The sequence below is a fragment of the Spongiibacter thalassae genome, from assembly GCF_012272835.1.
Lineage (GTDB): Bacteria > Pseudomonadota > Gammaproteobacteria > Pseudomonadales > Spongiibacteraceae > Spongiibacter > Spongiibacter thalassae.
The window spans coordinates 933,883-959,521 of sequence record NZ_JAAWWK010000002.1; the positions used below are offsets into that span (position 1 = coordinate 933,883).

25 protein-coding genes are annotated in these 25,639 nt (G+C 57.3%); 11 read left to right on the forward strand and 14 right to left on the reverse strand.

Translation table 11 applies throughout. The annotated features are described in order from the left end of the window. Positions 1-161: 161 nt before the first annotated feature. Together HCU74_RS08635 and HCU74_RS08640 are read right to left on the reverse strand one after the other, a co-directional pair. Positions 162-941, reverse strand: coding sequence for an amidohydrolase (locus HCU74_RS08635; protein WP_168449975.1), 780 nt, complete (start codon positions 939-941; stop codon positions 162-164). Next, a complete protein-coding gene (locus tag HCU74_RS08640; RefSeq protein ID WP_168449976.1) occupies positions 929-2,074 on the reverse strand; it encodes a methionine aminotransferase in 1,146 nt (381 codons plus the stop codon). Before HCU74_RS08640 ends, HCU74_RS08635 begins: the two co-directional genes overlap by 13 nt. Positions 2,075-2,312: 238 nt before the next feature. Here HCU74_RS08640 and HCU74_RS08645 point away from each other — a divergent pair, with 238 nt between their 5' ends. Next, positions 2,313-2,603 (forward strand): Rieske (2Fe-2S) protein, encoded by a 291-nt coding sequence (locus tag HCU74_RS08645; protein ID WP_246864486.1) that lies wholly within the window; start codon positions 2,313-2,315, stop codon positions 2,601-2,603. Between the two features lie 6 nt (positions 2,604-2,609). On the opposite strand, the gene HCU74_RS08650 is transcribed toward HCU74_RS08645, so the two are convergent. From HCU74_RS08650 to HCU74_RS08680, 7 genes are all read right to left on the reverse strand, one after another. Beyond that, positions 2,610-3,503 carry a GNAT family N-acetyltransferase gene (locus tag HCU74_RS08650; RefSeq protein WP_168449978.1) on the reverse strand — a complete coding sequence of 298 codons (894 nt, stop codon included), beginning with the start codon at positions 3,501-3,503 and terminating at the stop codon, positions 2,610-2,612. Continuing rightward, a complete protein-coding gene (locus HCU74_RS08655) occupies positions 3,481-4,614 on the reverse strand; it encodes a JmjC domain-containing protein (protein ID WP_168449979.1) in 1,134 nt (377 codons plus the stop codon). The genes HCU74_RS08650 and HCU74_RS08655 overlap by 23 nt, the downstream gene beginning before the upstream one ends. A gap of 3 nt (positions 4,615-4,617) precedes the next feature. Further along, entirely contained in the window at positions 4,618-5,982 is a 1,365-nt protein-coding gene (gene purB / locus HCU74_RS08660) for an adenylosuccinate lyase (protein ID WP_168449980.1), read from the reverse strand. Positions 5,983-6,043: 61 nt separating this feature from the next. Continuing rightward, entirely contained in the window at positions 6,044-6,688 is a 645-nt protein-coding gene (hflD, locus tag HCU74_RS08665; RefSeq protein ID WP_168449981.1) for a high frequency lysogenization protein HflD, read from the reverse strand. Next, entirely contained in the window at positions 6,688-7,812 is a 1,125-nt protein-coding gene (gene mnmA / locus HCU74_RS08670; RefSeq protein ID WP_168449982.1) for a tRNA 2-thiouridine(34) synthase MnmA, read from the reverse strand. The genes hflD and mnmA overlap by 1 nt, the downstream gene beginning before the upstream one ends. Beyond that, the gene (locus tag HCU74_RS08675; protein WP_168449983.1) at positions 7,812-8,258 is read right to left on the reverse strand and encodes an NUDIX hydrolase; all 447 of its coding nucleotides are present in this window, start codon (positions 8,256-8,258) and stop codon (positions 7,812-7,814) included. The genes mnmA and HCU74_RS08675 overlap by 1 nt, the downstream gene beginning before the upstream one ends. Positions 8,259-8,318: 60 nt before the next feature. After that, complete coding sequence (locus HCU74_RS08680; RefSeq protein ID WP_168449984.1) at positions 8,319-9,011, reverse strand: pseudouridine synthase; 693 nt, start codon at positions 9,009-9,011, stop codon at positions 8,319-8,321. A 167-nt stretch (positions 9,012-9,178) separates the two neighbouring features. On the opposite strand from HCU74_RS08680, the gene icd reads away from it, so the two are divergent. Continuing rightward, a complete protein-coding gene (gene icd, locus HCU74_RS08685; RefSeq protein ID WP_168449985.1) occupies positions 9,179-10,432 on the forward strand; it encodes an NADP-dependent isocitrate dehydrogenase in 1,254 nt (417 codons plus the stop codon). 182 nt (positions 10,433-10,614) lie between these two features. Here the strand turns inward: icd and HCU74_RS08690 are convergent, their stop codons facing one another. Next, positions 10,615-10,842, reverse strand: coding sequence for a cold-shock protein (locus HCU74_RS08690; RefSeq protein WP_168449986.1), 228 nt, complete (start codon positions 10,840-10,842; stop codon positions 10,615-10,617). 193 nt (positions 10,843-11,035) lie between these two features. Here HCU74_RS08690 and clpS point away from each other — a divergent pair, with 193 nt between their 5' ends. Both clpS and clpA read left to right on the forward strand, forming a co-directional pair. Then, entirely contained in the window at positions 11,036-11,389 is a 354-nt protein-coding gene (gene clpS / locus HCU74_RS08695) for an ATP-dependent Clp protease adapter ClpS (RefSeq protein WP_246864487.1), read from the forward strand. A 69-nt stretch (positions 11,390-11,458) separates the two neighbouring features. Further along, positions 11,459-13,732 carry an ATP-dependent Clp protease ATP-binding subunit ClpA gene (clpA, locus tag HCU74_RS08700; RefSeq protein WP_168449987.1) on the forward strand — a complete coding sequence of 758 codons (2,274 nt, stop codon included), beginning with the start codon at positions 11,459-11,461 and terminating at the stop codon, positions 13,730-13,732. A 27-nt stretch (positions 13,733-13,759) separates the two neighbouring features. Here clpA and infA read toward each other — a convergent pair whose 3' ends face one another. From infA to trxB, 4 genes are all read right to left on the reverse strand, one after another. After that, entirely contained in the window at positions 13,760-13,978 is a 219-nt protein-coding gene (infA, locus tag HCU74_RS08705; RefSeq protein WP_022957154.1) for a translation initiation factor IF-1, read from the reverse strand. Between the two features lie 194 nt (positions 13,979-14,172). Next, positions 14,173-14,877, reverse strand: a complete 705-nt coding sequence (locus HCU74_RS08710) for an arginyltransferase (RefSeq protein ID WP_168449988.1) — start codon at positions 14,875-14,877, stop codon at positions 14,173-14,175. Between the two features lie 69 nt (positions 14,878-14,946). Further along, entirely contained in the window at positions 14,947-15,663 is a 717-nt protein-coding gene (gene aat, locus HCU74_RS08715) for a leucyl/phenylalanyl-tRNA--protein transferase (protein ID WP_168449989.1), read from the reverse strand. Between the two features lie 20 nt (positions 15,664-15,683). Further along, the gene (trxB, locus tag HCU74_RS08720) at positions 15,684-16,634 is read right to left on the reverse strand and encodes a thioredoxin-disulfide reductase (protein WP_168449990.1); all 951 of its coding nucleotides are present in this window, start codon (positions 16,632-16,634) and stop codon (positions 15,684-15,686) included. 246 nt (positions 16,635-16,880) lie between these two features. Here trxB and HCU74_RS08725 point away from each other — a divergent pair, with 246 nt between their 5' ends. From HCU74_RS08725 to gorA, 7 genes are read left to right on the forward strand one after another with little or no spacing between them, the layout of a single operon-like run. Continuing rightward, on the forward strand, positions 16,881-19,163 hold the full coding sequence (locus HCU74_RS08725; protein ID WP_168450077.1) for a DNA translocase FtsK: 2,283 nt from the start codon (positions 16,881-16,883) through the stop codon (positions 19,161-19,163). 8 nt (positions 19,164-19,171) lie between these two features. Then, positions 19,172-19,777: an outer membrane lipoprotein periplasmic chaperone LolA gene (gene lolA, locus HCU74_RS08730; RefSeq protein ID WP_168449991.1), complete on the forward strand. Its 606-nt coding sequence runs from the start codon at positions 19,172-19,174 to the stop codon at positions 19,775-19,777. Then, complete coding sequence (locus HCU74_RS08735; RefSeq protein WP_168449992.1) at positions 19,774-21,066, forward strand: replication-associated recombination protein A; 1,293 nt, start codon at positions 19,774-19,776, stop codon at positions 21,064-21,066. Before lolA ends, HCU74_RS08735 begins: the two co-directional genes overlap by 4 nt. Before the next feature lie 49 nt (positions 21,067-21,115). Then, complete coding sequence (crcB, locus tag HCU74_RS08740; protein WP_168449993.1) at positions 21,116-21,487, forward strand: fluoride efflux transporter CrcB; 372 nt, start codon at positions 21,116-21,118, stop codon at positions 21,485-21,487. A gap of 38 nt (positions 21,488-21,525) precedes the next feature. Next, positions 21,526-22,827: a serine--tRNA ligase gene (gene serS / locus HCU74_RS08745; protein WP_168449994.1), complete on the forward strand. Its 1,302-nt coding sequence runs from the start codon at positions 21,526-21,528 to the stop codon at positions 22,825-22,827. Positions 22,828-22,831: 4 nt separating this feature from the next. Next, entirely contained in the window at positions 22,832-24,232 is a 1,401-nt protein-coding gene (cysG, locus tag HCU74_RS08750; protein WP_168449995.1) for a siroheme synthase CysG, read from the forward strand. Between the two features lie 34 nt (positions 24,233-24,266). Then, positions 24,267-25,622, forward strand: a complete 1,356-nt coding sequence (gene gorA / locus HCU74_RS08755) for a glutathione-disulfide reductase (protein ID WP_168449996.1) — start codon at positions 24,267-24,269, stop codon at positions 25,620-25,622. Positions 25,623-25,639 lie beyond the last annotated feature (17 nt).

Below are 25,639 nucleotides of genomic sequence, written 5' to 3' on the forward strand. Positions count from 1 at the left end.
CCCGGCTATTCCAGCGCATAACGCTGGGTGGCGGGGTTGAGCCCCGAGAGGTTTTAACTGACAAGGCCCCGCTGGCTTACCCGCGGGGCCTTGTTGGTTTTTAGAACGGTTTTCTGCGTTAGGTATTGTCGTCTACCGGGGGGCTGTTGCCAGGCGTGATGTCAGCGCTCGACCAACTCAAAGGGGTCGGCGTCCTGTGCGGCGGGAAAGTTCTGTCGAAACTGGTTCTGTGCCCCTGCGTCCAGCTCAGCCTGCAAAATCCCTGCTTTCCCTTCAGCCAGTGATGCCATTGGCTTGCCCATAAAGTCGTAAATTCCACTGTCACCACTGTAGGGATGGCCGTTGCCGTCGCTGCCGACGCGATTGACTCCGACAACATAGCTTTGATTTTCAATCGCACGGGCGGGTAGCAAGGTGCGCCAGGCGTAGGCCCTCTGGGCGGGCCAATTCGCGACATAGATCAATACATCGTAGTCATCACGGTTGCGGGAAAACACCGGAAAGCGCAGGTCGTAGCATACTTGCAGGCAGTAGCGCAGTCCGCGCCATTCCACCACGACCCGGCGCTGGCCCGGTGAATAGTGCTCGTGCTCCCGGGCCATGCGAAACAGGTGGTGTTTATCATAGTGGCTAAGGGTGCCATCGGGTGTGGCCCAGAATAAACGGTTGAAGAACTCCCCGTTCTCGCGCACGGCGACAGACCCGCTTATCGCGCAATCATAATGTGCGGCCTGGGCCAGCAGCCACTGGCTGGTAGGCCCGTCGGCGGCTTCGGCAATGTCTTCGCTGTTCATGGAGAACCCGGTGCTGAACATTTCCGGAAGCACAATAACATCGGCGCCTTTGCACACTGGCAGCAGACGCTCAAATTGCGCACGGTTCGCCGGGGCGTTCTGCCAGACGAGCTCACTCTGAATGGCGCACAGTTTTACAGTTGACATAGTTTCTCCGCCGCGGCAATCAGGGTGTCATCGCCCTTGGCAAAGCACAGGCGAATAATGCGGGTGTCCGGTGGACTTTGGTAAAACACCGATAGCGGTATGGCAGCAACACCGCGCTCTGTGGTCAGCCAGCGGCAAAAGGCCATATCATCGAGGTCGCTGATCGCGCTGTAATCCGCCAGCAAAAAATAGGTGCCGGCGCTGGGTAGCAAGGTCAAACGACTGCCCGCCAGTTCACGAACAAAAAGGTCTCGCTTCTGCTGATAAAAACTCCCCAGTTCGTCGATGTGTTCGGGGTGTTCGGTCAACATATCGGCGATAGCGTACTGGGCGGGAGTGAAGCTGGAGAAGGTCACATATTGGTGGATTTTGCGAAACTCTGCGGTCAGCTCCGGCGGGGCGATGACGTAGCCCAGTTTCCAGCCCGTGCAGTGAAAGGACTTGCCAAAAGAGGAGACGATCGCGGTGCGCTCTGCCAATGCGGGAAAACAACTGGCACTGAGGCGCTCGGCACCATCAAACACAATGTGCTCGTAGACCTCGTCGCTGATAAGCCACAGTTGGTGCTTGAGCACGATGCGCTCCAGTTCCAGCCACCCGGCTCGATCCAGGCAGGTGGCCGTCGGGTTGTGGGGGCTGTTGACGATGATGCACCGCGTTCTGGGTGTAATGGATGATTCCAGCGCTTGCCAGTCGATGTGATACGCTGGGGGCATAAGTGGAATATGGACACAGGAGCCGCCCGCCAGCTCCACCGCTGGCGCATAGCTGTCGTAGCAGGGGTCGAACACAATCACTTCATCGCCGCTGTGCACCAGTGACTGTATGGCAACAAACAGCCCCTCCGTGGCACCGGAGCACACGGTGACCATCGATTCGGCGTCCACCGATCGCTGGTAGCAGCGTGCCGACAATCGTTCAATTCCAGAGAGCAGGGGGGGCGCCCCGGCCATGGGCGCATATTGGTTTAGCCCTGCTTGGCCGTGGTGGGCCAGACGCTCCAGCAGGTAAGCCGGGGCGGGAAAGTCCGGAAAACCCTGGGCGAGATTTATGGCGCCGCTCTTTGCCGCCATCTGTGACATGGTGGTAAAAATAGTGGTGCCCACATGGGGTAGCTTGCTGTCCAGGGTCATCGCGATCTCAATTATCAAAGTGTCTTGAATGCCGGCTTTTTATCATACCTCAGTGACGCGGCCCAGACCCAATAGGATCGCGGATCGATCGCTAACCCCCTTGAGTTTGCCGATGGTGGGCAAACTTCCGTCCCAGCGGGTACAATTTAGTGGGTAGTTACAGGCCCTATTAATCCCCAAGGCGATAGTTGTCGCGGAGTACGACGCGTTTATGCGGTATTACAGTCTGGAAAAACTGATGAATCTTTTTGACGGCTACCGCAAGGTATTCAAAATTGATAACCATCAGCTGATGTTGCTGCAACAGGATGGTCAACGCTATCTCATTGAGAGCAATTGCCCCCATCGCGCCTTTCCACTGAGCGCCTCGGATGTCGTTGGCGATGAGCTGGTATGTCCCCAGCATGGTTATCGTTTTGCTATCGCTGATGGTCAGTTGCGCCATTACAGCGAGGAGCCCTGCCGCAATCTGCGCTGCTATCCGCTGGTATATCAGCAGAATGAGCTGGGTGTAGTGCTGGGGGAATAGCCGAATTCAGGGTAGGCGGCGCAGCCAGGGCGATGTGGTGCCCTGTGGCCACATTCGATGAAAGGATTCCAGAGGCTCTTTCACCTGGGCTGGCGAATTCACCGCCAGCCAGCCGGGAGCGTCCTTGTGTCTGCCATAGGCGAATATCGCCTGGTCATCGGCAATCACCGAAAAATGTTGACTCTCGCTGGTATGTATTGGGTCTACTACCCGCAGCTCGATGCTGCTGCTCAGTTTTTGGCTGAGCGCCAGCAAAGGGTGAAAGCCCTCGCGTAGCGGTTGGTCGTCGCACATCAGCAGGTCTACGCCGGTGATTCGGTGGCGCCGGGCCAGCCGCGATATCACCCCGACAAGGAAGGTATTGGCATAAAGCTCGGGTTCCAGACTTTGGCTGAAAATACGCAGGCGTCGCCGGGCCTGACAGGCGCAGGTAAAGGCGGCGTCGGCAAAGTGCTCGGTGGCGACGGCTTGCCTTGGGCCGGGGTTGAGTGCCAGGGTCATGGTGCGGTGGGGGATACCAGCGTCCTGGTAACTGTCGCCGACGGGAATGAAGCCGAGGCGGCCGTAAAAGGGCAGGGCGTGCTCCTGGGCCGACAGGTGCAGTCGTTCGAAGCCGAGCTGGCGGCCACGATCGATAATATGGCTCATCAGGGCCAGTCCGATACCCTGGCCGCGGTGTTCAACGAGTACCGCCATGCGCCCAACGCCACCGTCGTCCAGCAAGCGGGCGGTCGCGACGGCGGTATCACCGGAAAAAACCAGAAAGTGATCGGCGTGCTCGTCGTGTTCGTCGAGCTCCAGGGCCGGAGGCACCTGCTGCTCTTCAACAAACACGGTGTAGCGTATACGGCTCAGCAGCTCACTGTGGCTGTGCCAGTCAGTATTCTGAATTCGAATCATCGTCGAAATACACGCTGCCAGCTTGATACAGGTTGTGGAGTAGCTGGGTTGGCAGAGCCGCCAGTAGCCCACCGGGAATTTCTCCCTCACACAGGCAAAACTGGCTGATAACGTCGCGGTAGTCGGCGGGATAGGGGTAGGCGAGGCCGTCGATAAAGAGCTGGTGGTCATCGAAGGCCAGCCGACAGCCGGGCCGCAAACTTAGCGGAAAGGTGTTCAGGTGTTCGCTGAACTCGGCTGCGGTCAAGGGGTCGTTACTGAACAGCTGGGCCGGATTGACCTCGGTCATCATTTTTCCGAACCAGCCGAGCAGGGCCTGGTCGTCTTCCAGTCCGCGCGTCAGTATTTCGCGCAATTGCCCGGCCAGTTCGGTGGGGAGACGGGCACTGTGGGCATCGGCTCGCAGGGGGAGGTCGCGAAAGCGCTCGCTGTCGTCCAATACCGTCTCTCGGTCGGCGCTCCAGCTATTGAGTAATTCTGCTTCGGAAGGGGCGCGAAAGCCAACAGAAAGCGTAATGCAGTCGTCGCCCTCGGCGATGCCCCAGTGGGCGACGCCGGGGGGAATGTACAGAATATCTCCCGGGGACAGCACAACTTCTTCCTGCTCGTCGAAATCCCTGAGCAGGCGCAAATCGGGATGATTCATTACCGGGCTGCTGTCGTCGCAGTGCTGACCCAGTTTCCAGCGGCGCTGGCCGCTGCCCTGGATCAAAAAAACATCGTATTGATCAAAATGAGGGCCGACGCTGCCACCATGACTGGCGTAGCTGACCATAATATCGTCGATACGCCAGCGCGGGATAAAACGGAAGTCAGCCAGCAGACTGGCGATCTCCGGTATCCACTGGTCTACGGATTGCACCAGCAGCGTCCACTTATCGGCGGGAAGCTCGCCGAAATCGGCGTCGCCAAAGGGGCCGTGACGCAGCAGCCACTCCTGCCCCTCTTGCACGATCAGTCGGCTGTCGACGTCTTCCTCGCAGGCCAGACCGGCCAGGTCGTCGCCGTCAATCGGGCAGACAAAGTCGGCCAGGGCGGCGCGTAAAACGGTGGTTTTACGCTGCCAGCAGGTGTCGAGGAAGTGCTGGGTATCAACGCCTTGCAGTGGCACAGCCTAGATCCGCTGGGCCTGGGCGATCGCATTGCCGATATAGCTGGCGGGGGTCAGTTCCCGCAGTTCGGCCTTGGCGGATTCCGGGATTTCCAGTCCGTCGATAAATACCCGCAGGGTGTCGCGGTTGATAGTCTGGCCACGGGTCAGCGCTTTGAGCTTTTCATAGGGCTCATCCACCCCGTAGCGGCGCATTACCGTCTGGATGGGTTCGGCGAGAACTTCCCAGGCGGCATCGAGGTCCGCAGCCAGGCGCTCGGGGTTCAATTGCAGCTTGCCCAGGCCCTTGAGCGTGGCCTGGTAGGCGATCATGCTGTAGGCAAAGCCAACACCCATATTGCGCAGTACGGTGGAGTCAGTGAGGTCGCGCTGCCAGCGGGAGATCGGCAGTTTCGCCGCCAGGTGTTGCAGCACTGCGTTGGCGATACCCAGATTGCCCTCGGAGTTTTCGAAGTCGATGGGGTTGACCTTGTGGGGCATGGTCGAGGAGCCGACTTCACCGGCAATAGTGCGCTGCTTGAAGTAACCCAGGGAGATATAGCCCCAGATGTCACGGTCCAGGTCGATCAGAATAGTGTTAAACCTTGCGACGGCGTCGAACAATTCCGCGATGTAGTCGTGGGGCTCGATCTGAGTGGTATAGGGGTTCCAGTTCAGCCCCAGCGATTCCACAAAACTTTTGGCGTGGGCTTCCCAGTCGAGTGTCGGGTAGGCCGAGAGGTGGGCATTGTAATTACCCACCGCGCCATTGATTTTGCCCAGCAGCTCGACCTCGGCAATGGTCTGGCGCTGACGGCGCAGCCGCGCGACTACATTGGCCAATTCCTTGCCCATAGTGGTCGGGCTGGCGGTTTGGCCGTGGGTGCGGGACAGCATTGGCACAGCGGCAAATTCCCGCGCCTGTTCGGCGAGTTTGTTAATAATCTGGTCGCAGTCGGCCAATAATACGGCGCGGCCTTCGTTCAGCATCAGTGCGTGGGACAGGTTATTGATGTCCTCTGAGGTACAGGCAAAGTGAACGAACTCGGACACGGCGGCCAACTCGGCCTGGTCGGCAATGCTCTCCTTGATAAAGTATTCGATGGCCTTCACGTCGTGGTTGGTGGTGGCCTCAATGGCTTTCACCCGCGCAGCCTCGGTCTCGCCGAACTCGGCAATCATGGTGTCGAGAAAGGTGTTGGCGTTGGCAGAGAAGCTGGGAACCTCGGTAATGCCCGGATTTGCCGCCAGGTGTTGCAGCCATCTCAATTCCACTATCAGGCGGCTTTTTATCAAGCCGTATTCGCTGAATACCGGGCGCAACGAGGCCGTTTTGCTGCCGTAGCGGCCGTCTACCGGAGAAATTGCAGAAAGCGCGGACAAATCCATAATCTGTTTACCTTATCTAAACGCAGGAGGGGCTGTAAGCAAGGGCGCAATGATACACGGCTCAGTGCGCGATTTCAGTGTTCAAAATGTGCTTGGCTTCGGTAAAAAGCCGGTTGCGGCGCAAAATCAGTGTCCAGCGGTTGCCGCCGGCCTGTTGCCAGAGGTAGGCGGCTCGAACCGCCGCCAGTAGCAGGGCGCGAATGCGCGCGGCGTTGGTCGGGTTTTGCAGGTGCTGGGCGCTGCCGCCGACCTGGATACGAAAGCGATATTTGGAAAGTGTGTCTTGATAAATGTCTGCAAGGTTCAGGCACAGGGCGTTGATATCACTGCCAAAGTCCCGGCTTCTACCGGCGTGCTGCAAGCGGTTGCGCACGATGGCGGTCGCGGCGTCGTCCTTGCGCAACTGTCCCTGAAGGTACAGTGCACCCATGCAGTAACGGGTGACTGCCCGGCGCTCGCCATAGTCGTTGCCGCTGAGTAGATCCCGCAGTGCGCGCAACCCGACCTCCAGTGCTTCGACACCGCCGAAAATGGCGATGGTATTGCTCGCTTCAAAGCTGAGCACACTGTGGATACTCGCCTCAAGTGCGGCAGGTTCCGCCAGGCCGGTTCGGGCAATCTGGTCTACCTGACTGACTGCCTGCACGACAGCAGCCAGTGCCAGGGTCTGTTCACGAATTTGTTCAGGGCTTGGACGGCTAAACATCAGCGATTGTGCCCCGCTTCAATAATGCCGCCACCAAGGCAGTGTTCGCCGAGGTAAAGCACGGCGGATTGTCCCGGTGTGACCGCCCGCTGGGGCTCATCGAAGCGCAGCTCGTAACCGGCGTTGGTGGCGATCAGTTCGCAGTCCTGATCCTGCTGCCGGTAGCGGGTCTTGGCCTGACAGCGCAGGGGCAACTCGGGTTCCTGCCCGTCTATCCAGTGAATGCTGGACAGGCTGAGGCAGTTTTTGAACAGTGCCGGGTGCTGGCTGCCCTGGGTGACTACCAATACATTGCGTTGCAGATCCTTTTCCACCACATACCAGGGCTCCTCTCCGGCGCCGCGTACGCCGCCGATGCCCAGCCCCTGACGCTGGCCAATAGTGTGGTACATCAGTCCACTGTGCTCGCCCATTACCTTGCCGTCCAGGCTTTCGATTTTGCCTGGCTGGGCGGGCAGGTACTGCTGGAGGAAGTCCTTGAAGCGGCGCTCGCCAATAAAGCAGATGCCGGTGCTGTCCTTTTTATCGTGGGTCACCAGTTCGTGGGCTTCGGCCAGTGCGCGCACGGCGGGTTTTTCCAGTTCGCCCACTGGGAACAGGGTTCTGGCCAGTTGTTCCGAGGACACAGCGTGGAGGAAGTAGCTCTGGTCCTTGTTCGGATCGAGGCCCTTGAGGAGTTGGGTGCCGGTGGTGTGCGCGCTGCGCCGGGTGTAGTGGCCGGTGGCAATGCCGTCGGCACCGAGGCTGAGAGCGTGCTCCAGAAAGGCTTTGAATTTTATTTCCCGGTTGCACAGGATGTCCGGGTTGGGGGTGCGTCCCGCGCGGTATTCCTCCAGAAAATGCTCGAACACATTGTCCCAGTATTCCTTGGCGAAATTGGCGGTGTGTAAATAGATGTCGAGTTTTTTGCAAACTGCTGCAGCGTCGGCGAGGTCTTCCATCGCGGTGCAGTATTCCGTGCCATCGTCTTCGTCCCAGTTCTTCATAAACAGGCCTTCGACCTGATAGCCCTGCTGCAGTAGGAGGAGGGCGGCGACGGAGGAGTCTACGCCACCTGACATCCCGACTATTACGCGGGTGTCGGCGGGGGCTTTGTCACTCAGCTTGAACGGTGCAGCGGTCATTAACAATTTCCGTAAATCATGTTCAGGGGGTAGCGGTGTCCGTCGAGGTAGCGCTCCAGACAGTCCAGTACCATAGGGCTGCGCAGCATGGGGCGGTGTTCACGGAGTTCTTCCGGTGTCATCCAGTGCACGCGGTGGATGTCGGCATCCAGAGGGCTGTCGGGGCAAAAGGCCACTGGTTTGGCGAAAAACGTGCTGCGGTGATAGGTGACGCCGTTGCTGCCAGCGGTATACAGGCCCATGCCAATCACGCCCTGCAGTTCCACTCGCCACTGGGTTTCCTCGAGGGTTTCCCGTATTGCGGCCTCTTGCAGGGATTCGCCCTGTTCGAGGTGCCCCGCGGGTTGGTTGAAAACGTGCCGCCCTTCGCGGATTTCCTCAACGATCAGAAATTTTCCGTCATTCTCGACAATGGTGGCGACGGTGACGTGGGGCTGCCAAGCCATAACTGCCTCTACCTATAAAAGGACGCCATTGTAACAGGGGGGCTTATAAGGGCACAGGCCCTATCTTCGCCGGGACGGGCGTCCAGGCCGGTGCGCGGGCGTTTTCCCCGTTGGGCGACCTGTTCGTCGCCGGGGTGTTGTGCGATTCTCCGCTCGCTTGCCCTGGGGGAGCAGGCTGGTGCGCTGAGCAGCGGTTAGCATCACAGGCTGATATTCGCCTGGTTGGAGCGTGCCCAGTTGCCAGGGGCCTATAGCCACGCGGATCAGGCGCAGAGTGGGAAAGCCGACGGCAGCGGTCATTCGCCTGATCTGCCGATTGCGTCCCTCGGTGATGGTCAGAGCAATCCAGCTGGTGGGAATGGCGGCGCGGTATCGCACCGGCGGCTGCCGGGGCCAGAGGGAGTCCGGTGCGGTAATACGTTGTGCCTCGGCCGGTGCAGTAGGGCCGTCGTTTAGCTCGACGCCGTTGCGTAGGCGGGAGAGGGCGTGCTCATCGACCTCGCCCTCGACCTGCGCCCAATAGGTTTTCGCCAACTTGTGCTGCGGGTGACTGATGCTATGCTGCAAGCTACCGATGCCGGTGAGCACCATCAAGCCTTCGGAGTCGTAATCGAGGCGTCCTGCGGGGTAGATCGCAGGGATATTGATGTAGTTGGCGAGGGTTTCCTTGTCCGCCGACGCGGTGAATTGACTCATTACGCGGAAAGGTTTGTTAAAAAGTATAAGATCCGGCGTAGATTCGGGGTCATTCATGGAAGAAATTCGACTATAAAGTGGTATAATGCCGCGCTTTTTGAGAAAAGCTATGTCTAAAGTGCTCGCTGACAGCAGTCTATTGTGTCGGCATTGTAGCAGTGGAAACGCTCTGCGGCCGCCTTTTTACGAGCTCAGATACTAACCGATAAACCATGGAGTCAAAAATGGGATACCAACATATCAAGGTACCTACAGAGGGTGAGAAAATCTCCGTTAATGCGGATCTTTCCCTGAACGTACCCGATCGGCCAATTATTCCTTTTATCGAAGGTGATGGCATCGGGGTCGATATTACTCCGGTAATGATCAACGTTGTGGACGCAGCGATTGAGAAAGCCTATGCCGGCAAGAAAAAAATCAGCTGGATGGAAATTTTCACCGGCGAGAAAGCTGCTGAGATGTATGACGGCGACTGGTTCCCTGCGGAAACCCTCGACGCCATCAAAGAGTACGCGGTAGCGATCAAAGGCCCGTTGACCACGCCAGTAGGTGGTGGCTTCCGTTCATTGAACGTTGCGCTGCGTCAAGAGCTCGACCTGTATGTCTGTCAGCGCCCGGTGCGTTGGTTTGAAGGTGTTCCTTCACCTGTCAAAGAGCCAGGCAAGACCAATATGGTGATTTTCCGTGAGAACTCGGAAGACATCTACGCGGGTATTGAGTGGAAAGCGGGCACTCCTGAAGCTGATAAAGTGATCAACTTCATGCAGGAAGAAATGGGTGTGACCAAAATCCGCTTCCCGCAAAACTGTGGTATCGGTGTTAAGCCTGTATCTGAAGAAGGCACCAAGCGCCTGGTGCGCAAGGCCATTCAGTACACTATTGACCAGGACCTGCCTTCACTGACTCTGGTTCATAAAGGCAACATCATGAAGTTCACCGAAGGTTCTTTCAAGAACTGGGGCTATGAACTGGCAATGGAAGAGTTCGGTGGCGAGCTGCTCGACGGCGGCCCCTGGGTCAAGCTGAAGAACCCCAACACCGGCAAGGAAATCATTGTTAAAGACGTGATTGCCGACGCGATGCTGCAACAGGTACTGCTGCGTCCCGACGAGTACAGCGTTATTGCTACGCTGAACCTGAATGGCGACTACCTGTCTGACGCGCTGGCTGCCCAGGTCGGTGGTATCGGTATCGCTCCCGGTGCAAACCTGAGTGACACTGTTGCCCTGTTCGAGGCTACCCACGGTACAGCTCCCAAGTACACCGGTCAGGACAAGGTTAACCCCGGTTCACTGATCCTGTCTGCGGAAATGATGCTGCGCCACCTGGGCTGGAACGAAGCCGCTGACCTGATTATCGACGGTATGAACGGTGCGATTCAGGCCAAGACGGTAACCTATGACTTTGAGCGTCTGATGGAAGGTGCGACCTTGCTGAAGTGTTCCGAGTTTGGCGACGCCATTATCAAGCATATGTAAATGCTTTCAGCCGACCCTGTTCAGGGTCGGCTCGACCTTTCGGTTTTTTAAATCTGCTTTAGATTCAGTGTGTTGCCTCCTCATGTTCAACAGGATTCGTGTTGCCTGTTATAGAGGCGTGCAGTGGCAGCGCTCGCCTGTCGCGAGCGTGAGTAGGGTGGGGATTGCTCAGTGCAGACGATTTAGCCGGCTTGAGCTTCTGTTTCGTCGCCGGCTTTGATGCTGACCGCGTGCAGACCCTTGGGGCCGTTCTCGGCGGAGAAATACACTGTCTGGCCCGCTTTGAGTGTTTTGTAGCCTTCCATGGAGATGGCAGAGTAGTGTGCAAACACCTCTTGCTCACCGTCTTCAGAGAGGATAAATCCGTATCCTTTGGCGTTATTGAACCACTTTACAACACCATTTTGCATAGCTTTACACCCTGCTTTCTCGTTATAGTTATCCCTAAGATTACGTGGAATTGCCTGCGCATTCCCCGCGTTAATTCCCATTTTTAAAACACTGGGAGCTTGGCGTCAAGTAGAGGTTTGTTACAGGTATATCTCGGTGGATTTCCCTATTGTTGAGCCTCCAGTGAATGATAAGCTCAGGTAAACGGTAAATATGCAGTTCCAGAAAGTGAAAATGAGTGGCGAGGACAAGCCTGGTCGCAGTGGCGACACCGGTATCGCGGTGCAGGAAGCCAAGCCTACACTCAAAAAGCCGCCGCTGTATAAGGTGGTGTTGATGAATGATGATTACACCCCCATGGAGTTTGTGGTGGAGGTGCTGGAAGACTTCTTTTACATGAGTCGCCAGCAGGCGACCCAGGTGATGTTAACGGTACATACCAAGGGCAAGGGGGTTTGCGGCGTATTTACCCGAGACATTGCTGAAACCAAAGCCAATCAAGTGAATCAATATGCCAGAGAGAGTGGTCACCCGCTGCTGGCCGAAATTGAGGAAAGCGAAGGTTAAAACTACACTTTTGTTTGCAGCGACACTTAAAGCAGTACCCATTTGTAACAACAGAAGGCGAAACAGGCTATGTTGAGTAAAGATCTCGAAGCGACGCTCAGCCAGGCATTTAAATCAGCCCGCAGCCGGCGACACGAGTTTATGACCGTGGAACACCTGCTCCTTGCGCTGGCTGATAACGATGCAGCAATAAAAGTGCTGGTTGCCTGTGGTGCCGACCTCAAACAGCTAAAAGGCGACCTCAGTGAATTTGTTGAGGCGACGACCCCGCGCATTCCCGACGACGATGTAGAGCGCGACACCCAGCCCACCCTCGGTTTTCAGCGCGTGCTCCAGCGGGCAGTGTTCCATGTACAGTCCTCCGGCAAGCAGGAGGTTACTGGCGCCAATGTTCTGGTTGCGATTTTCAGCGAACAGGAAAGCCAGGCGGTGTACTTCCTCAAGGCGCAAAACGTCAATCGACTGGATGTGGTGAACTACATCACCCACGGTATTTCCAAAGTTGCCGACAATGAGTCCGGCGAGCACGAGCAGCACCGTGAGCAGGAAGGTGAGGGCGGTGATCCCGAGCAGCGCCCACTGGAAAGTTTTTCGACCAACCTGAACGAAGAAGCCAAGGCCGGTCGCATCGATCCGCTGATTGGGCGCGCCGAGGAAGTCGAGCGGGTTGCCCAGATTCTGACCCGCCGCCGCAAAAACAACCCTTTGCTGGTCGGTGAATCCGGTGTCGGCAAAACGGCGATTGCCGAGGGCTTGGCCAAACGCATCGTTGATGGCGAAGTGCCCGACGTACTTGCCGATAGTGTGGTGTATTCGCTGGATATGGGCGCGCTGCTCGCGGGCACCAAATATCGGGGCGACTTCGAGAAACGTCTCAAGGGTTTGTTGGCCGATCTGAAAAAACGGGAAGGGGCGATTCTGTTCATCGACGAAATTCACACCATCATCGGTGCTGGTGCGGCCTCCGGTGGAGTGATGGATGCGTCGAACCTGCTTAAACCCCTGCTTAGCTCCGGGCAGATGCGCTGCATAGGCTCGACCACCTTCCAGGAGTACCGCGGTATTTTCGAGAAGGACCGGGCCTTGAGCCGCCGCTTCCAGAAAGTGGATGTGAGCGAGCCCAGCGTCGAGGACACCTTCCTTATCCTCAAGGGACTGAAGTCCCGCTTTGAGGGGCACCACGAGCTGCGCTATACCGATGGTGCCTTGCGCACGGCGGCGGAGCTGTCGGCACGTTATATCAATGACCGTTTTCTGCCGGACAAGGCGATCGACGTGATCGACGAGGCGGGGGCTTACCAGCGCCTGCAAAAGCCGGAAAACCGTATTGAAACCATTGATGTGCCGGAAATCGAGGCAATTGTTGCGAAAATCGCCCGTATTCCTCCGAAGAGCGTGTCTTCCGACGACAAGGCGTCTCTGGCCAAGCTGGAAGATAATCTGAAAATGGTGGTGTTCGGCCAGGATCAGGCGATCACTGAGCTCAGCGCCTCCATCAAGCTGGCCAGGGCCGGACTGAAATCCGGCGACAAACCGATTGGTTCTTTCCTGTTGGCGGGGCCCACCGGTGTCGGTAAAACCGAGGTGTGCCGGCAGTTGGCCAAGATTATGGGCATGGAGTTGGTGCGCTTTGATATGTCGGAGTACATGGAGCGGCACACGGTTTCCCGGCTGATTGGCGCGCCTCCTGGCTATGTCGGCTTCGATCAGGGCGGTCTGCTGACCGACGCGGTGACCAAGCACCCCCACTGTGTGGTGTTGTTGGACGAAATCGAAAAAGCCCACCCTGATTTATTCAATCTGCTGTTGCAGGTGATGGATCACGGGGCATTGACCGATAACAACGGCCGCAAGGCCGACTTCCGCAATGTCATTCTGGTAATGACCACCAATGCCGGCGCAGAAAGTATCAGTCGTCGTTCTATTGGTTTTACCGAGCAGGATCACCACACCGATGCGAACGAGGCCATCAATCGCCTGTTCACCCCGGAGTTCCGCAACCGACTGGATAACGTGATTAACTTTGCGCCGCTGCCCGAGGAGGTTGTTCTGACGGTGGTGGATAAATTCCTGGTAGAGTTGCAGTCGCAGCTGGATGACAAAAAAGTTGCCCTGCATATCGACGACGACGCGCGGCGTTGGCTGGTGGCCAAGGGTTACGACAAGCAAATGGGCGCGCGGCCAATGGCGCGAGTTATTCAGGAGCACATCAAGAAGCCGCTCGCAGAGATGGTGTTGTTTGGTGAGCTTGAGGGGCAGGGTGGTACGGTGTACATCAGCACCAAGGGTGACAAGCTGGAGTTGCGTGCGGAATCTGTGAGGGAGCCTGAAACGGAGACCTGAGGTCTCCGCAGCGGGCAGGGCCTGTACTTAGCGGCCGCGGAAGGTAATGCGGCCCTTGGTCAGGTCATAGGGAGTCAGTTCAACCTTAACCTTGTCGCCGGTCAATATGCGGATATAGTGCTTGCGCATTTTTCCGGAAATATGGGCGGTGACGACATGCCCATTCTCCAGGCGAACCCGGAACGTTGTATTTGGCAGGGTATCGATAACCTCGCCTTCCATTTCAATCTGGTCTTCTTTCGCCATTCGGCAATAACCCTCGGATATGCGGTTGAATGTGGAACGGTAGACCGCGGTCGGCCCAAAAACTGCGCGCATTTTGCCCTAATTAGCGCCATTAGGCAATTTGCTATTTGCCACTGAGGGGCGGGCGGTGGCAAAACTTTGGGCAATTGGCAGTAATGCCTTAATCAAGGCCCTGTGTCGCGGCAGATTTCACTTCAATTCAGGCGAATCCAGCGCTGGCTCATCAATAATTCAATGGGGCGGTAGTTGGTTTTATAGCGCATCTTGTTGCAGTCGCGTATCCAGTATCCCAAATACACGTAGGGAAGATTGCGCTGCTGGCACTGCATGATTTGCCATAACACCGCGTATTTACCCAGACTGCGACGGCGGTCATCCGGGTCGTAGAAGGTATAAATTGCTGACACGCCGTCCTCCACGGGGTCTGAAACGGCCACGGAAATCAAACGATCATTGTCGTAAAAGTGAATGTACCGAGTGTCACTGCGCCCTTCGGTGATAAAGCTGGCAAATTGCTCGGGGTCGGCGGGATACATGTCGCCGTCGGTATGGCGAGCATTGATATAGCGTTCGTAGAGACCATATGCCTGTGTTGATAACTCACGTGTGGCCACGACTGTGAGGTCGGCGTTGCGGTTGAACAGCTTCCGTTGGTTGCGGCTGAAAGTGAATTCCGCAACAGGTACCCGGCAGGGAATGCACTGCTGGCAGCCCTCGCAATTAGGGCGATAGTAGTGATTGCCACTGCGGCGAAAGCCGCGCTGCGACAGCAGGCTATAAAGTGAACTTGATACGGCGATATCCGGGTCGACAAACAGGGTTTTGGCCTCCCGGTCATCAAAGTAACTGCAGGGGTGGGGGTGGGTGGAGAACAGCTTGATTCGCTTTTCGTCGGTCACAGCCAGAAACCTCCGGCTCCGGGGTGTGGTGCCGCTCTGGTCGATTCCGCTATATCACTGCTGCGCATATCAAGACGTAATGGCATGGACGCCCGGGGCAGGCCAGGGTGGCGGAGCGTCGCAGGGCGTCTGACAGTGCTGCTGTAATAGGTGGCGGAATGCCTCCCGTGGTACATCTTCGGCTCCCATGCTGTGGAGGTAATCATTGCCGACCTGGCAATCGATCACGTTGACCCCAAGTGGCTCTAGTATTGCACACAGGTTGACCAAGGCAATCTTTGAGGCGCTGGGACGGCGGCTGAACATCGACTCACCGAAAAACATGTGGCCAATTGCCAGTCCGTACAAGCCGCCGACCAGCTCCTCTTCCTGCCACACTTCGACGGAGTGTGCCCAGCCGAGTTCAAACATACGCAGATAGGCGGCCTTCATTGCCGGGGTTATCCACGTACCTGGTCGTTTCGGGCCAAGTTGCGCACAGCCATCAAGCACCTCGCCAAAGGCGGTATCGGTTTTTACCTCGAAGGACTCGCGGCGCATCAGCTTGCGCAGGCTGCGTGAGATATGGAGGCGTTCGGTAAATAATAGAGTGCGGGGATCTGGCGACCACCACAGAATGGGCTGTCCCTCTTCGTACCAGGGGAAGATACCCTGTCGATAGGCTTCCAGCAGGCGCTCAGGTCGCAGGTCTCCGCCCGCCGCGAGTAAACCGGCAGGGGCAGCGAGGGTGCGGCTGATATCCGGAAATCGAATATCAGCCTTGTCCAACCAGGGAAGGCCGGGCATATAACCTGAGGGGAAGGGTGTTACGCCAGATCGTCCAGGTAGCGCTCCGCGTCCAGTGCCGCCATGCAGCCGAAGCCGGCAGAAGTCACCGCCTGTCGGTAGATGTGGTCGGCGACGTCGCCGGCGGCAAAGACACCTTCGATGCTGGTCTGGGTCGCGTTGCCCTCAGTGCCGCTCTGAATTTTCAGGTAGCCATCGTGCATTTCCAGTTGGCCGGCAAAAATATCGGTGTTGGGCTTGTGGCCAATGGCGATAAAGACCCCGGCAACGTCCAGTTCCTGGGTGCTGCTATCCTTGGTGCTGGCCAGGCGCAGGCCGGTGACGCCGCTGTCGTCGCCGAGAACCTCGTCCAGAGTGTGATTCCACAGAATATTGACATTGCCATTTTCGGCCCGCTCCAGCAGCTTGTCCTGGAGGATTTTTTCCGAGCGCAGGGCGTCGCGGCGGTGTACCAGTGTCACCTCTGAGGCAATGTTGGACAGGTAGAGCGCTTCTTCAACAGCCGTATTGCCGCCGCCAATGACCGCAACTTTTTTACCGCGGTAAAAGAAACCATCACAGGTCGCGCAGGCGGACACCCCTTTGCCCATAAACGCTTCTTCCGAGGGCAGGCCGAGATACTGAGCCGACGCGCCTGTTGCAATAATCAGCGCGTCGCAGGTGTAAGTGTTGCTGCCCTTCAGGGTGAAGGGGCGCTGGGTCAGCTCCACGGATTCGATGTGGTCGAACAATACCTGGGTGTCGAAACGCTCGGCGTGGGCCTGCATCCGCATCATCAGCTCAGGGCCCTGTACGCCGTCCTTGTCGCCGGGCCAGTTGTCCACGTCGGTGGTGGTAGTGAGCTGGCCGCCTTGCTGCATACCGGTAATAACCACCGGGTTAAGATTGGCGCGAGCCGCGTAAACGGCAGCGGTATAGCCCGCAGGACCGGAACCGAGGATGATTAGGCGGTGGTGTTGAACGTCGCTCATGAAAATGCATTTCCCTTTGAAGGGGATTGAACTGATGGCAATCCCGGGTGACAGATAACTGGCGCCTATAATAGGGTAAATCGCGGGCCTCAGCAAAAGCGACAAATGCCAGATTGAAGTGCTAATATTGGGCCGATTTCCCGGATTTCAACATTCTGCAGTATAAACAAAGGAAGCGATTTTCCCTTGGCAAAATCCGCTACACACGACAAAACTCCCAAAGATGGCAACAAACGACGGGACGCACTGCAGTTGCGAGTGCGCGAAGGCTTGTTAATCGGCCTCGTCGCCGTGTGCCTGTTTATTTTCGTCGCTCTGGTGACCTATAGCAGTAGCGACCCAGGTTGGTCCCGCACCGGTAGTGGTGAGGGCGTACACAATGCCGGCGGTCCGGTGGGGGCGTGGCTGGCTGATGTGTTTTACGCTCTGTTTGGCTATATGGCTTATCTATTCCCTATATTACTGGCATTTCGCGCCAGCAGGTTGTTCCGCGACCGTTTTATCAGCCGCGGGTTCGACGCGGTGGTTTTCGCTCTGCGTCTGATTGGTTTTATGCTGGTGATGATTGCGGCGACGGGCCTGGCGGGCAACGAGGATCAGGGGCACAGCGGTTTGCCCTTTGGCGCCGGTGGGGTGCTTGGCAGTGCGGTGGGGCATGCAACTCTGGCGTCCTTTAACGAGTTTGGCAGCCGACTGCTGCTGATTGCTGTGCTGTTGTTCGGTATTACCGTGTTTACCGATATTTCCTGGATCAAAGTGATCGATAAGCTGGGCGCAGTTACCCTTTTGCTCGCCGAGCGCCTGCAAGACCGTTTTTACCATTGGCGCAAGCGTCGCGCAGAGGCCGCTGCCGCCAGGGTGGCACAGGTTCAGCGCAAGGAGTCGGTGGCTAAAAAAACCGAAATTCAGCGCGACCGCGTGGCGCCCACCATCGCGCCGCCGCCCAAACCGGTGCAGCAGTCGGCGCGGGTTGAAAAAGAGAAACAGGCATCCTTGTTTGACGGGATTATCACCGGAAAATTGCCCTCGTTGACACTGCTCGATCCCGCTGAGCGCCACCCGGACAAGGGTTTTTCCCCCGAAACCCTTGAGGCCATGTCCCGCTTGCTGGAAATCAAGCTGCTGGATTTTGGTGTTTCCGCCAAGGTGGTATCGGTCTTTCCCGGCCCGGTGATTACCCGCTTTGAACTGGAGCCCGATGCGGGGGTTAAGGTCAGTAAAATCAGTAATCTGGTCAAGGACCTGGCGCGCTCGCTGGCGGTCATCAGCGTGCGGGTGGTCGAGGTCATTCCCGGCAAGCCCTATGTCGGCATAGAGATTCCCAATGAAGATCGTGAGATTGTCAATTTCCGCGAAGTGCTGTCTTCCGAGGCCTTTGAAGCGGCGAAATCCGCGCTGACGCTGGCGCTGGGGCACGATATATCGGGCGAGCCGGTGTGCGCGGATCTGGCCAAAATGCCCCACCTGCTGGTTGCCGGTACCACCGGGTCCGGTAAGTCGGTGGGGGTGAACGCGATGCTGCTGAGCCTGCTCTACAAATCCACTCCTGAGGAAGTGCGGCTATTGCTGGTAGACCCGAAGATGCTGGAACTGTCGGTATACGACGGCATTCCCCACCTGCTGACACCGGTCATTACCGATATGAAGGACGCTGCCAATGGCCTGCGTTGGTGTGTCGCGGAAATGGAGCGGCGCTACAAACTGATGTCGGCGATGGGCGTAAGGAATCTCGCCGGTTTTAACCGCAAGATCAAGGAAGCCATTCAGGCCGGTGAGCCAATCAAGGACCCGCTGTGGAAACCCGAGGAGAACTACCAGCCCGGGGCTGAGGTGGCAGAGGCACCTGATTTGGAAGTGCTGCCCGCGATTGTCGTGGTAATAGATGAATTCGCCGATATGATGATGATCGTCGGCAAAAAGGTGGAAGAACTTATCGCCCGAATCGCCCAGAAAGCCCGTGCAGCGGGGATTCACCTGATACTGGCGACCCAGCGTCCTTCGGTGGACGTTATCACCGGTTTGATCAAGGCGAACGTGCCGACGCGGATCGCCTTTCAGGTTTCGTCGAAAATTGATTCCCGCACGATACTGGATCAGGGCGGAGCGGAGCAGCTACTCGGCCACGGGGATATGCTCTATATGCCACCTGGTTCCGGTATTCCGGTGCGGGTACATGGCGCCTTCTGTTCAGACGAAGAAGTACACAGAGTTGTCGCCGATTGGAAAAAACGGGGAGAACCGCGCTATATCGATGGTCTATTGGAGGAGGGCAGTACCACTGACGCCATGCCCGGCATGCCTCCCGAAGGTGCCGAGGGCGACGATGGTGAAAGCGATGCTCTCTACGACGAAGCGGTTCGCTTCGTCACCCAAAGCCGTCGTGCGTCGATTTCCTCGGTGCAACGCAAGCTGCGCATTGGCTACAATCGCGCCGCACGACTTATCGAAACCATGGAGTCCGCGGGAGTGGTCTCTGAAATGGCGAGCAATGGCAGCCGGGAAGTCCTTGCGCCACCGCCAGTCGAATAGGAAATATCATGGGTATTTGGCGCCTTTGTACCGTTGTTTGCTTTGCCTTTCTCAGTTCGATGGCCCTTGCGGGGGACGTCGCTCAGCTGCATTTGCACCTGTCATCGATGAAAACCCTGGATGCGAAATTCAAGCAAACGGTGATGGATGACAGCGGTAATATTCTGCAGCAGAGCGAGGGTGTTCTCGCGGTAGAGCGGCCCAACAAAATACGCTGGGAAAGCACGTCGCCGTTTCGCTACCTGTTGGTTAGCGACGGTGAGACCCTGTGGCGCTACGACGCCGAATTGGAGCAGGTGAACACCGAGGCCTTCGATACGGAGGTCGCCCAGGCGCCCGCGATGATTATCGGCGCCAGCATTGAACAGCTCGATGCCCAGTTTGACGTGAAACTGCATAAGCAGGATACCCTGCGGGAATTTACCCTGATTCCCAAAGTCCCGCAGATGTTCAGCGAAATGACCCTGCGTTTTCGTCAGGGGAAGCTGATTGCCATGCAGTTAAGTGACAATCTTGAGCAGCGAACCTTCATCGAATTTGTCGCGCCGAAGTACAATACGCGACTTCCGGCATCCCTGTTCCGCTTCGACCCGGAGACTGCGGCGAGCCAATGACAGACCAGCAGGCGCCTCTCGCGGCAAGGATGCGGCCTCAGCGGCTTGAAGACTATCGCGGACAACAGCATATCCTCGGCGATGGTCAGCCTCTAAGGCGGGCGCTGGAAACCGGGCAACTGCATTCGATGATTTTCTGGGGTCCCCCGGGAGTGGGCAAGACGACACTGGCCCAGCTCATTGCCCTGCGTGTGGACGCCCACTTTATTCAACTCTCGGCGGTGCTGGCCGGGGTCAAGGATATTCGCAATGCGGTGGAACAGGCGCGGCAGGCGCTCGCCTGCGGCCGCCGTACCATTCTGTTTATCGACGAAGTTCACCGCTTTAACAAGGCCCAGCAGGACGCTTTTCTGCCCTATGTTGAAGACGGTACGGTCATTTTCGTGGGTGCTACCACGGAAAACCCGAGTTTCGAAATCAATAACGCACTGCTGTCCCGGGCCAGGGTGTATCCGCTGCGGGCATTGGCCCAGAGCGATATCCTCGAGATTCTTACCCACAGTCTGGAGGCGGAAGGGTGGCCTGTCGAGCCCAGTGTACTGCAACACCTTGCCGAACAGGCCGACGGTGATGCCCGGAGGGCGTTGAACCTGCTGGAGCTGGCAATGGATATGGCGCAGCAGGAAGGCAGTGGTGAACTCAGCGACGAGTTGGTCAGCCGGGCGATGAGTCATCAGCCGCGCCGGTTCGACAAAGGCGGCGACCTGTTCTACGAGCAGATATCCGCCCTGCACAAATCCGTGCGGGGCAGTTCCCCCGACGGAGCCCTGTATTGGTTGGTGCGTATGCTCGACGGCGGCTGTGACCCGGTGTATATCGCGCGCCGCTTGCTGCGCATGGCCAGCGAAGATATTGGCAATGCCGATCCGCGAGCATTGCGCATTTGTATCGATGCCTGGGATGTTCAGGAGCGATTGGGTAGCCCGGAAGGGGAGCTGGCACTGGCCCAGGCGGTGTGTTATTTGGCGGCGGCACCTAAAAGCAATGCGGTATACAGCGCCTTTAACCGCCTGCGTAAGGAAATTGCCGAGTCCCCCAGCTACGACGTGCCCATGCATCTGCGCAACGCGCCGAGCAAGCTGATGAAGTCGCAGGGCTTTGGTGAGGGCTATCGCTACGCCCATGACGAGCCAGAGGCCTATGCCGCCGGTGAAAACTATTTGCCCGAGGCCCTGGGAGACAAGCGCTTCTATGAGCCGGTACCCCGCGGACTGGAAAAGAAAATCGGCGAAAAACTGCGCTATCTTCGGCAACTGGACGCACAAAGTCCTTATAAACGCTATCGTTAGCAGCGCAACTTGGTAAAATGCGGCGTTTTTACCGCCGGGAGGGGGGATTGTGTTGCCATATCTTTTGATTGCCCTCGGCGGTGCCGGCGGGGCACTGAGTCGTTACGGCGTCGCTCGGTTAGGGCAGGCGTTGTTGCCCCATCATCTGTGGCCCTGGGGAACCTTTACGGTTAACCTGCTTGGCTCCGTGGCCATCGGCGCCGTTTATGTGTTGATTACCGAGCGCGGCAACCTGCATGCCGATTGGCGCTATGTGTTAATTGTCGGCTTCCTAGGAGCATTTACCACCTTCTCAACATTTTCGCTGGAGTCGGTGGCGTTATTTGAGGCCGGTCGGCCCTTTGTCGCGATCAGCTATATGGCCGTTACACTGCTCACCTGTGTTGTCGGTTGCTGGCTTGGCATTATCGCAGTTCGCTAAAAAATCATTACTATTCAAATTGTTGGAGTTATTGTCTAATGTTAGATATCAAGCAGCTACGCCAGGACCCGGACGCCGTGGCAGCCGCCTTGAAGAAAAAGGGCTATGTCTTTGATGTAGCGGCATTTCAGTTGCTGGATGCCCGCCGCAAGCAGGCCGATGTCGAGAGCCAGGACTTACTGGCCCAACGCAAGCAGGCTTCGAAGCAAATCGGCGAGCTGGTAAAAAGCGGTGTGCCCGTCGAACAGGCAAAAGCCCAGGTCAACGAAACCCTTGCTAAAATCGAGTCTCAACTGGAGGCGCTGAAGCAGCAAGCCAAAGAGGCCAATGACGCCCTGGACGGCTTGTTAATGGGGGTGCCCAATATTCCCGCGACTGATGTGCCCGAGGGCGCTGATGAAGAAGACAACCGGGAGATCAGCCGTTGGGGTACACCGAAAAGCTTCGACTTCGAGGTCAGGGATCACGTTGATGTTGGCGCCGCCCTCGGTGGCCTGGATTTCGATACCGCTACCAAAATTACCGGTAGTCGCTTTTCGGTAATGCGCGGGAATATGGCCCGTCTGCACCGGGCGCTGACCCAGTTTATGCTCGACACCCATACCCGGGAGCACGGCTACCAGGAAGTCTATGTGCCGTATATCGTTAATAGCGATTCTCTGCGCGGGACCGGTCAGCTGCCAAAGTTTGAAGAAGACCTGTTTCGCCTGAATGGCGAGTCGGATTATTACCTGATTCCCACCGCTGAGGTGCCGGTTACCAATATGCTGCGGGATGTGATCGTCGATGCTGCCGAGCTGGGCGACGGCTTGAAGTTTGCCGCTCACACTCCGTGTTTTCGCAGTGAGGCGGGTAGCTACGGGCGCGATACCCGGGGCATGATCCGTCAGCACCAGTTCGAAAAGGTCGAGCTGGTTCAGTTTGTACGCCCTGAGCACTCCGATCAGGCTCTGGAAGCCCTGACTGGCCACGCTGAAGCCATTCTGCAGAAGTTGGAATTGCCCTATCGCAAGGTGATGCTGTGTGGCGGGGACCTCGGCTTTTCGTCCTATAAAACCTACGATCTTGAGGTCTGGCTGCCAGCCCAGGATACCTACCGGGAAATTTCTTCCTGCAGCAGCTTTGGCGACTTTCAGGCGCGGCGGATGTTGGCGCGGTGGCGCAACCCCGAGACTAATAAGCCCGAGTTACTGCATACCCTGAACGGCTCTGGACTGGCGGTAGGGCGAACCCTGGTGGCTATTCTGGAAAACTATCAGCAGGCAGACGGCAGCGTGGTCATTCCCCAGGCGCTGCGGGGTTACATGGGTGGGGTCGAGCGCCTCACCGCAGCGGAGTAATCCTATGGAATTCCTGCCACTGTTCACCAATCTGAACGGTAAAACCTGCCTGCTGATTGGTGGTGGCCAGATCGCCCTGCGCAAGGCGAGACTGCTGCGTAAAGCCGGAGCGGTGTTGCGGGTGGTGAGTCCGAAGGTCATCCCCGAGCTCAAATCGTTAATGCAGCCCGCGGACGAGTTATTGAGCAGCGGCTATGATGACAGCGTGCTCAACGGCGTATTTCTGGCGATTGCCGCCACCGACGACGAGCCCCTGAACCGGCAGATTTCCCAAGATTGCCACCGTCTGAATATTCCGGTCAATGTGGTCGATAACCCGGAATTGTGCAGCTTTATCCTGCCCGCCATTATTGACCGCTCTCCAGTGGTTGTCGCGGTGAGCAGTGGTGGCAACAGCCCCGTACTGGCGCGGCTGATTCGATCCCGGTTGGAGAGCAGTATTCCCACCTCCTACGGGCGTCTCGCTCACCTGGTGGGTAAATTCCGCGACGCGGTGAAAGCGAAATTCAGCGATATTGAGGATCGCCGGGATTTCTGGGAGCAGACATTGCAAGGGCCCATTGCTGAAATGGTGTTCGCCGGCAATGACGAGGCGGCGGAGCAGATGCTCAGCAAGGCGATTAATCAGACCGAGCTGCGACCCGGCGGCGAGGTGTATTTGATTGGCGCTGGACCCGGAGACCCGGATTTGATGACCTTCAAGGCCCTGCGTCTGCTACAGCGCGCTGATGTGGTGCTCTACGACCGACTGGTCGCTCCGGCGATTGTCGAGCTGTGCCGTAAGGATGCCGAACGGGTGTATGTTGGCAAGGAGCGGTCAAACCACGCCGTGCCCCAGGAAAATATCAACCAGTTACTGGTGCGCTATGCCAGCGAAGGGCGCAAGGTTGCCCGACTGAAGGGGGGCGACCCGTTTATTTTCGGCCGCGGCGGTGAAGAAATCGAAGAGCTCGCCGAACATAATATTCCCTTTCAGGTCGTACCGGGTATTACCGCGGCGGCGGGCTGCGCCAGTTATGCCGGTATTCCACTGACCCACCGGGATTATGCGCAGTCGGTGCGCTTTGTCACCGGTCACCTGAAGGACAATTCGATCAACCTTCCCTGGAGTGAGCTGGTTCACGGGCAGCAGACAATAGTGTTCTACATGGGGCTGGTGGGCCTGCCGGTGATCTGTGAACAGTTAATTGCTCACGGCCGCAATGCCGACACACCAATGGCACTGGTACAACAGGGCACTACGGTCGATCAGCAGGTGGTGGTCGCCACGCTGGGCACTATGGTTGATGCAATTGCGGAGAGGCCAGTGAAGGCCCCCACGCTGATTATCGTCGGCGAAGTGGTCGCACTGCGTGAAAAACTCGCCTGGTATGAAAAGTATGACCTGAGCAAGCCGGAGCTGTAACGGTATTTGGCTGACAGCAACTATGGGAGAAAATATGTCCGACTACGATTACGACCTTTTCGTCATCGGTGCCGGTAGCGGCGGTGTTCGCGCCGCGCGGATGTCCGCTGGATACGGTGCCCGTGTAGCTATCGCCGAGTCCCGCTATCTGGGTGGCACCTGTGTGAACGTCGGCTGTGTTCCCAAAAAATTATTCAGCTACGCCGCCCATTTTCCGGAAAATATCCACGATGCAGCGGGCTTTGGTTGGGATGTGCCGAGCCCCAGGCTGGATTGGCCGCGCCTGAGGGACAATAAAACCCGCGAAATCGAGCGCCTGAACGGCATCTACGGCAATATGCTGAATAATGCCGGGGTGACGATAATCAATGGTCACGCACGTATTGTCGATAGCCATACGGTTGACGTGGGGGGAAAGCGTTATTCCGCCGAACGCCTGTTGATTGCGGTGGGCGGCTGGCCCTTTACCCCGGACATTCCCGGGGCTGAGCATATAATCAGTTCCAACGAAGTGTTCTACCTTGATGAATTGCCCCGCCAAGCGGTGGTGGTTGGCGGCGGCTATATCGCTACCGAGTTCGCCGGTATTCTTCAGGGACTTGGGGTAGAGGTAACGCAAATTTACCGAGGGCCGCTGTTCCTGAGGGGCTTCGATCAGGAAATTCGCGAACATCTGGTTACCGAAATGCAGCAGCAGGGCGTCACCCTGGCCTTCAACGAAAATGTCACTGCAATAGAGAAGCGGGCAGAGGGTGATTTTCAGTTGAGCCTGGAAAACGGCGGCACCATGAGCACCGGGCTGGTGTTATACGCCACCGGGCGCAAGCCCTTGCTGGATAATCTCGGGTTGGAGAACACTGAGGTAACGCTGAATGACAAGGGCTATATCGCCGTTGACAGCACCTTCCAGACGGCCGACCCGAGCATTTATGCGCTGGGCGATGTCACCGGGGGAATTGAATTAACACCGGTTGCCCTGGCGGAGGGAATGAACCTTGCGAAACGGCTCTTTGCGGGTATCGACGAGCCGCTGGACTACGACTATATTCCTACGGCGATCTTTTCCCAGCCGAATATTTCGACTGTTGGCTACAGTGAAGAGCAGGCGAGGGATAAATTCGGCGAAATCAGCGTGTTTACCTCTCGCTTTCGTCATCTCAAGCACACCCTGACGGACAACCCGTCCAAAGTCTTTCTGAAACTGGTGGTGGACAGGGCCTCAGACCGTGTTGTCGGTGCCCATATGCTTGGGGATGATGCCGGAGAGTTGATTCAGGGGATTGCGGTGGCGATTCGCGCCGGTGCGACGAAACGGGATTTCGATACCACCATTGGTATTCACCCCACAGTGGCCGAGGAGTTTGTAACGATGCGCGAGGCGACCCGCTAGGGCGCTTCGCGCACCTC

What these genes read in the sequence shown, in the direction of transcription:
- HCU74_RS08635 (WP_168449975.1), bottom strand. Translation starts at nt 941, where the DNA reads ATGTCAACTGTAAAACTGTGCGCCATTCAGAGTGAGCTCGTCTGGCAG.
- HCU74_RS08640 (WP_168449976.1), bottom strand. Translation starts at nt 2,074, where the DNA reads ATGACCCTGGACAGCAAGCTACCCCATGTGGGCACCACTATTTTTACC.
- HCU74_RS08645 (WP_246864486.1), top strand. Translation starts at nt 2,313, where the DNA reads ATGAATCTTTTTGACGGCTACCGCAAGGTATTCAAAATTGATAACCAT.
- HCU74_RS08650 (WP_168449978.1), bottom strand. Translation starts at nt 3,503, where the DNA reads ATGATTCGAATTCAGAATACTGACTGGCACAGCCACAGTGAGCTGCTG.
- purB (WP_168449980.1), bottom strand. Translation starts at nt 5,982, where the DNA reads ATGGATTTGTCCGCGCTTTCTGCAATTTCTCCGGTAGACGGCCGCTAC.
- hflD (WP_168449981.1), bottom strand. Translation starts at nt 6,688, where the DNA reads ATGTTTAGCCGTCCAAGCCCTGAACAAATTCGTGAACAGACCCTGGCA.
- mnmA (WP_168449982.1), bottom strand. Translation starts at nt 7,812, where the DNA reads ATGACCGCTGCACCGTTCAAGCTGAGTGACAAAGCCCCCGCCGACACC.
- HCU74_RS08675 (WP_168449983.1), bottom strand. Translation starts at nt 8,258, where the DNA reads ATGGCTTGGCAGCCCCACGTCACCGTCGCCACCATTGTCGAGAATGAC.
- HCU74_RS08680 (WP_168449984.1), bottom strand. Translation starts at nt 9,011, where the DNA reads ATGAATGACCCCGAATCTACGCCGGATCTTATACTTTTTAACAAACCT.
- icd (WP_168449985.1), top strand. Translation starts at nt 9,179, where the DNA reads ATGGGATACCAACATATCAAGGTACCTACAGAGGGTGAGAAAATCTCC.
- HCU74_RS08690 (WP_168449986.1), bottom strand. Translation starts at nt 10,842, where the DNA reads ATGCAAAATGGTGTTGTAAAGTGGTTCAATAACGCCAAAGGATACGGA.
- clpS (WP_246864487.1), top strand. Translation starts at nt 11,036, where the DNA reads ATGCAGTTCCAGAAAGTGAAAATGAGTGGCGAGGACAAGCCTGGTCGC.
- clpA (WP_168449987.1), top strand. Translation starts at nt 11,459, where the DNA reads ATGTTGAGTAAAGATCTCGAAGCGACGCTCAGCCAGGCATTTAAATCA.
- infA (WP_022957154.1), bottom strand. Translation starts at nt 13,978, where the DNA reads ATGGCGAAAGAAGACCAGATTGAAATGGAAGGCGAGGTTATCGATACC.
- aat (WP_168449989.1), bottom strand. Translation starts at nt 15,663, where the DNA reads ATGCCCGGCCTTCCCTGGTTGGACAAGGCTGATATTCGATTTCCGGAT.
- trxB (WP_168449990.1), bottom strand. Translation starts at nt 16,634, where the DNA reads ATGAGCGACGTTCAACACCACCGCCTAATCATCCTCGGTTCCGGTCCT.
- lolA (WP_168449991.1), top strand. Translation starts at nt 19,172, where the DNA reads ATGGGTATTTGGCGCCTTTGTACCGTTGTTTGCTTTGCCTTTCTCAGT.
- HCU74_RS08735 (WP_168449992.1), top strand. Translation starts at nt 19,774, where the DNA reads ATGACAGACCAGCAGGCGCCTCTCGCGGCAAGGATGCGGCCTCAGCGG.
- serS (WP_168449994.1), top strand. Translation starts at nt 21,526, where the DNA reads ATGTTAGATATCAAGCAGCTACGCCAGGACCCGGACGCCGTGGCAGCC.
- cysG (WP_168449995.1), top strand. Translation starts at nt 22,832, where the DNA reads ATGGAATTCCTGCCACTGTTCACCAATCTGAACGGTAAAACCTGCCTG.
- gorA (WP_168449996.1), top strand. Translation starts at nt 24,267, where the DNA reads ATGTCCGACTACGATTACGACCTTTTCGTCATCGGTGCCGGTAGCGGC.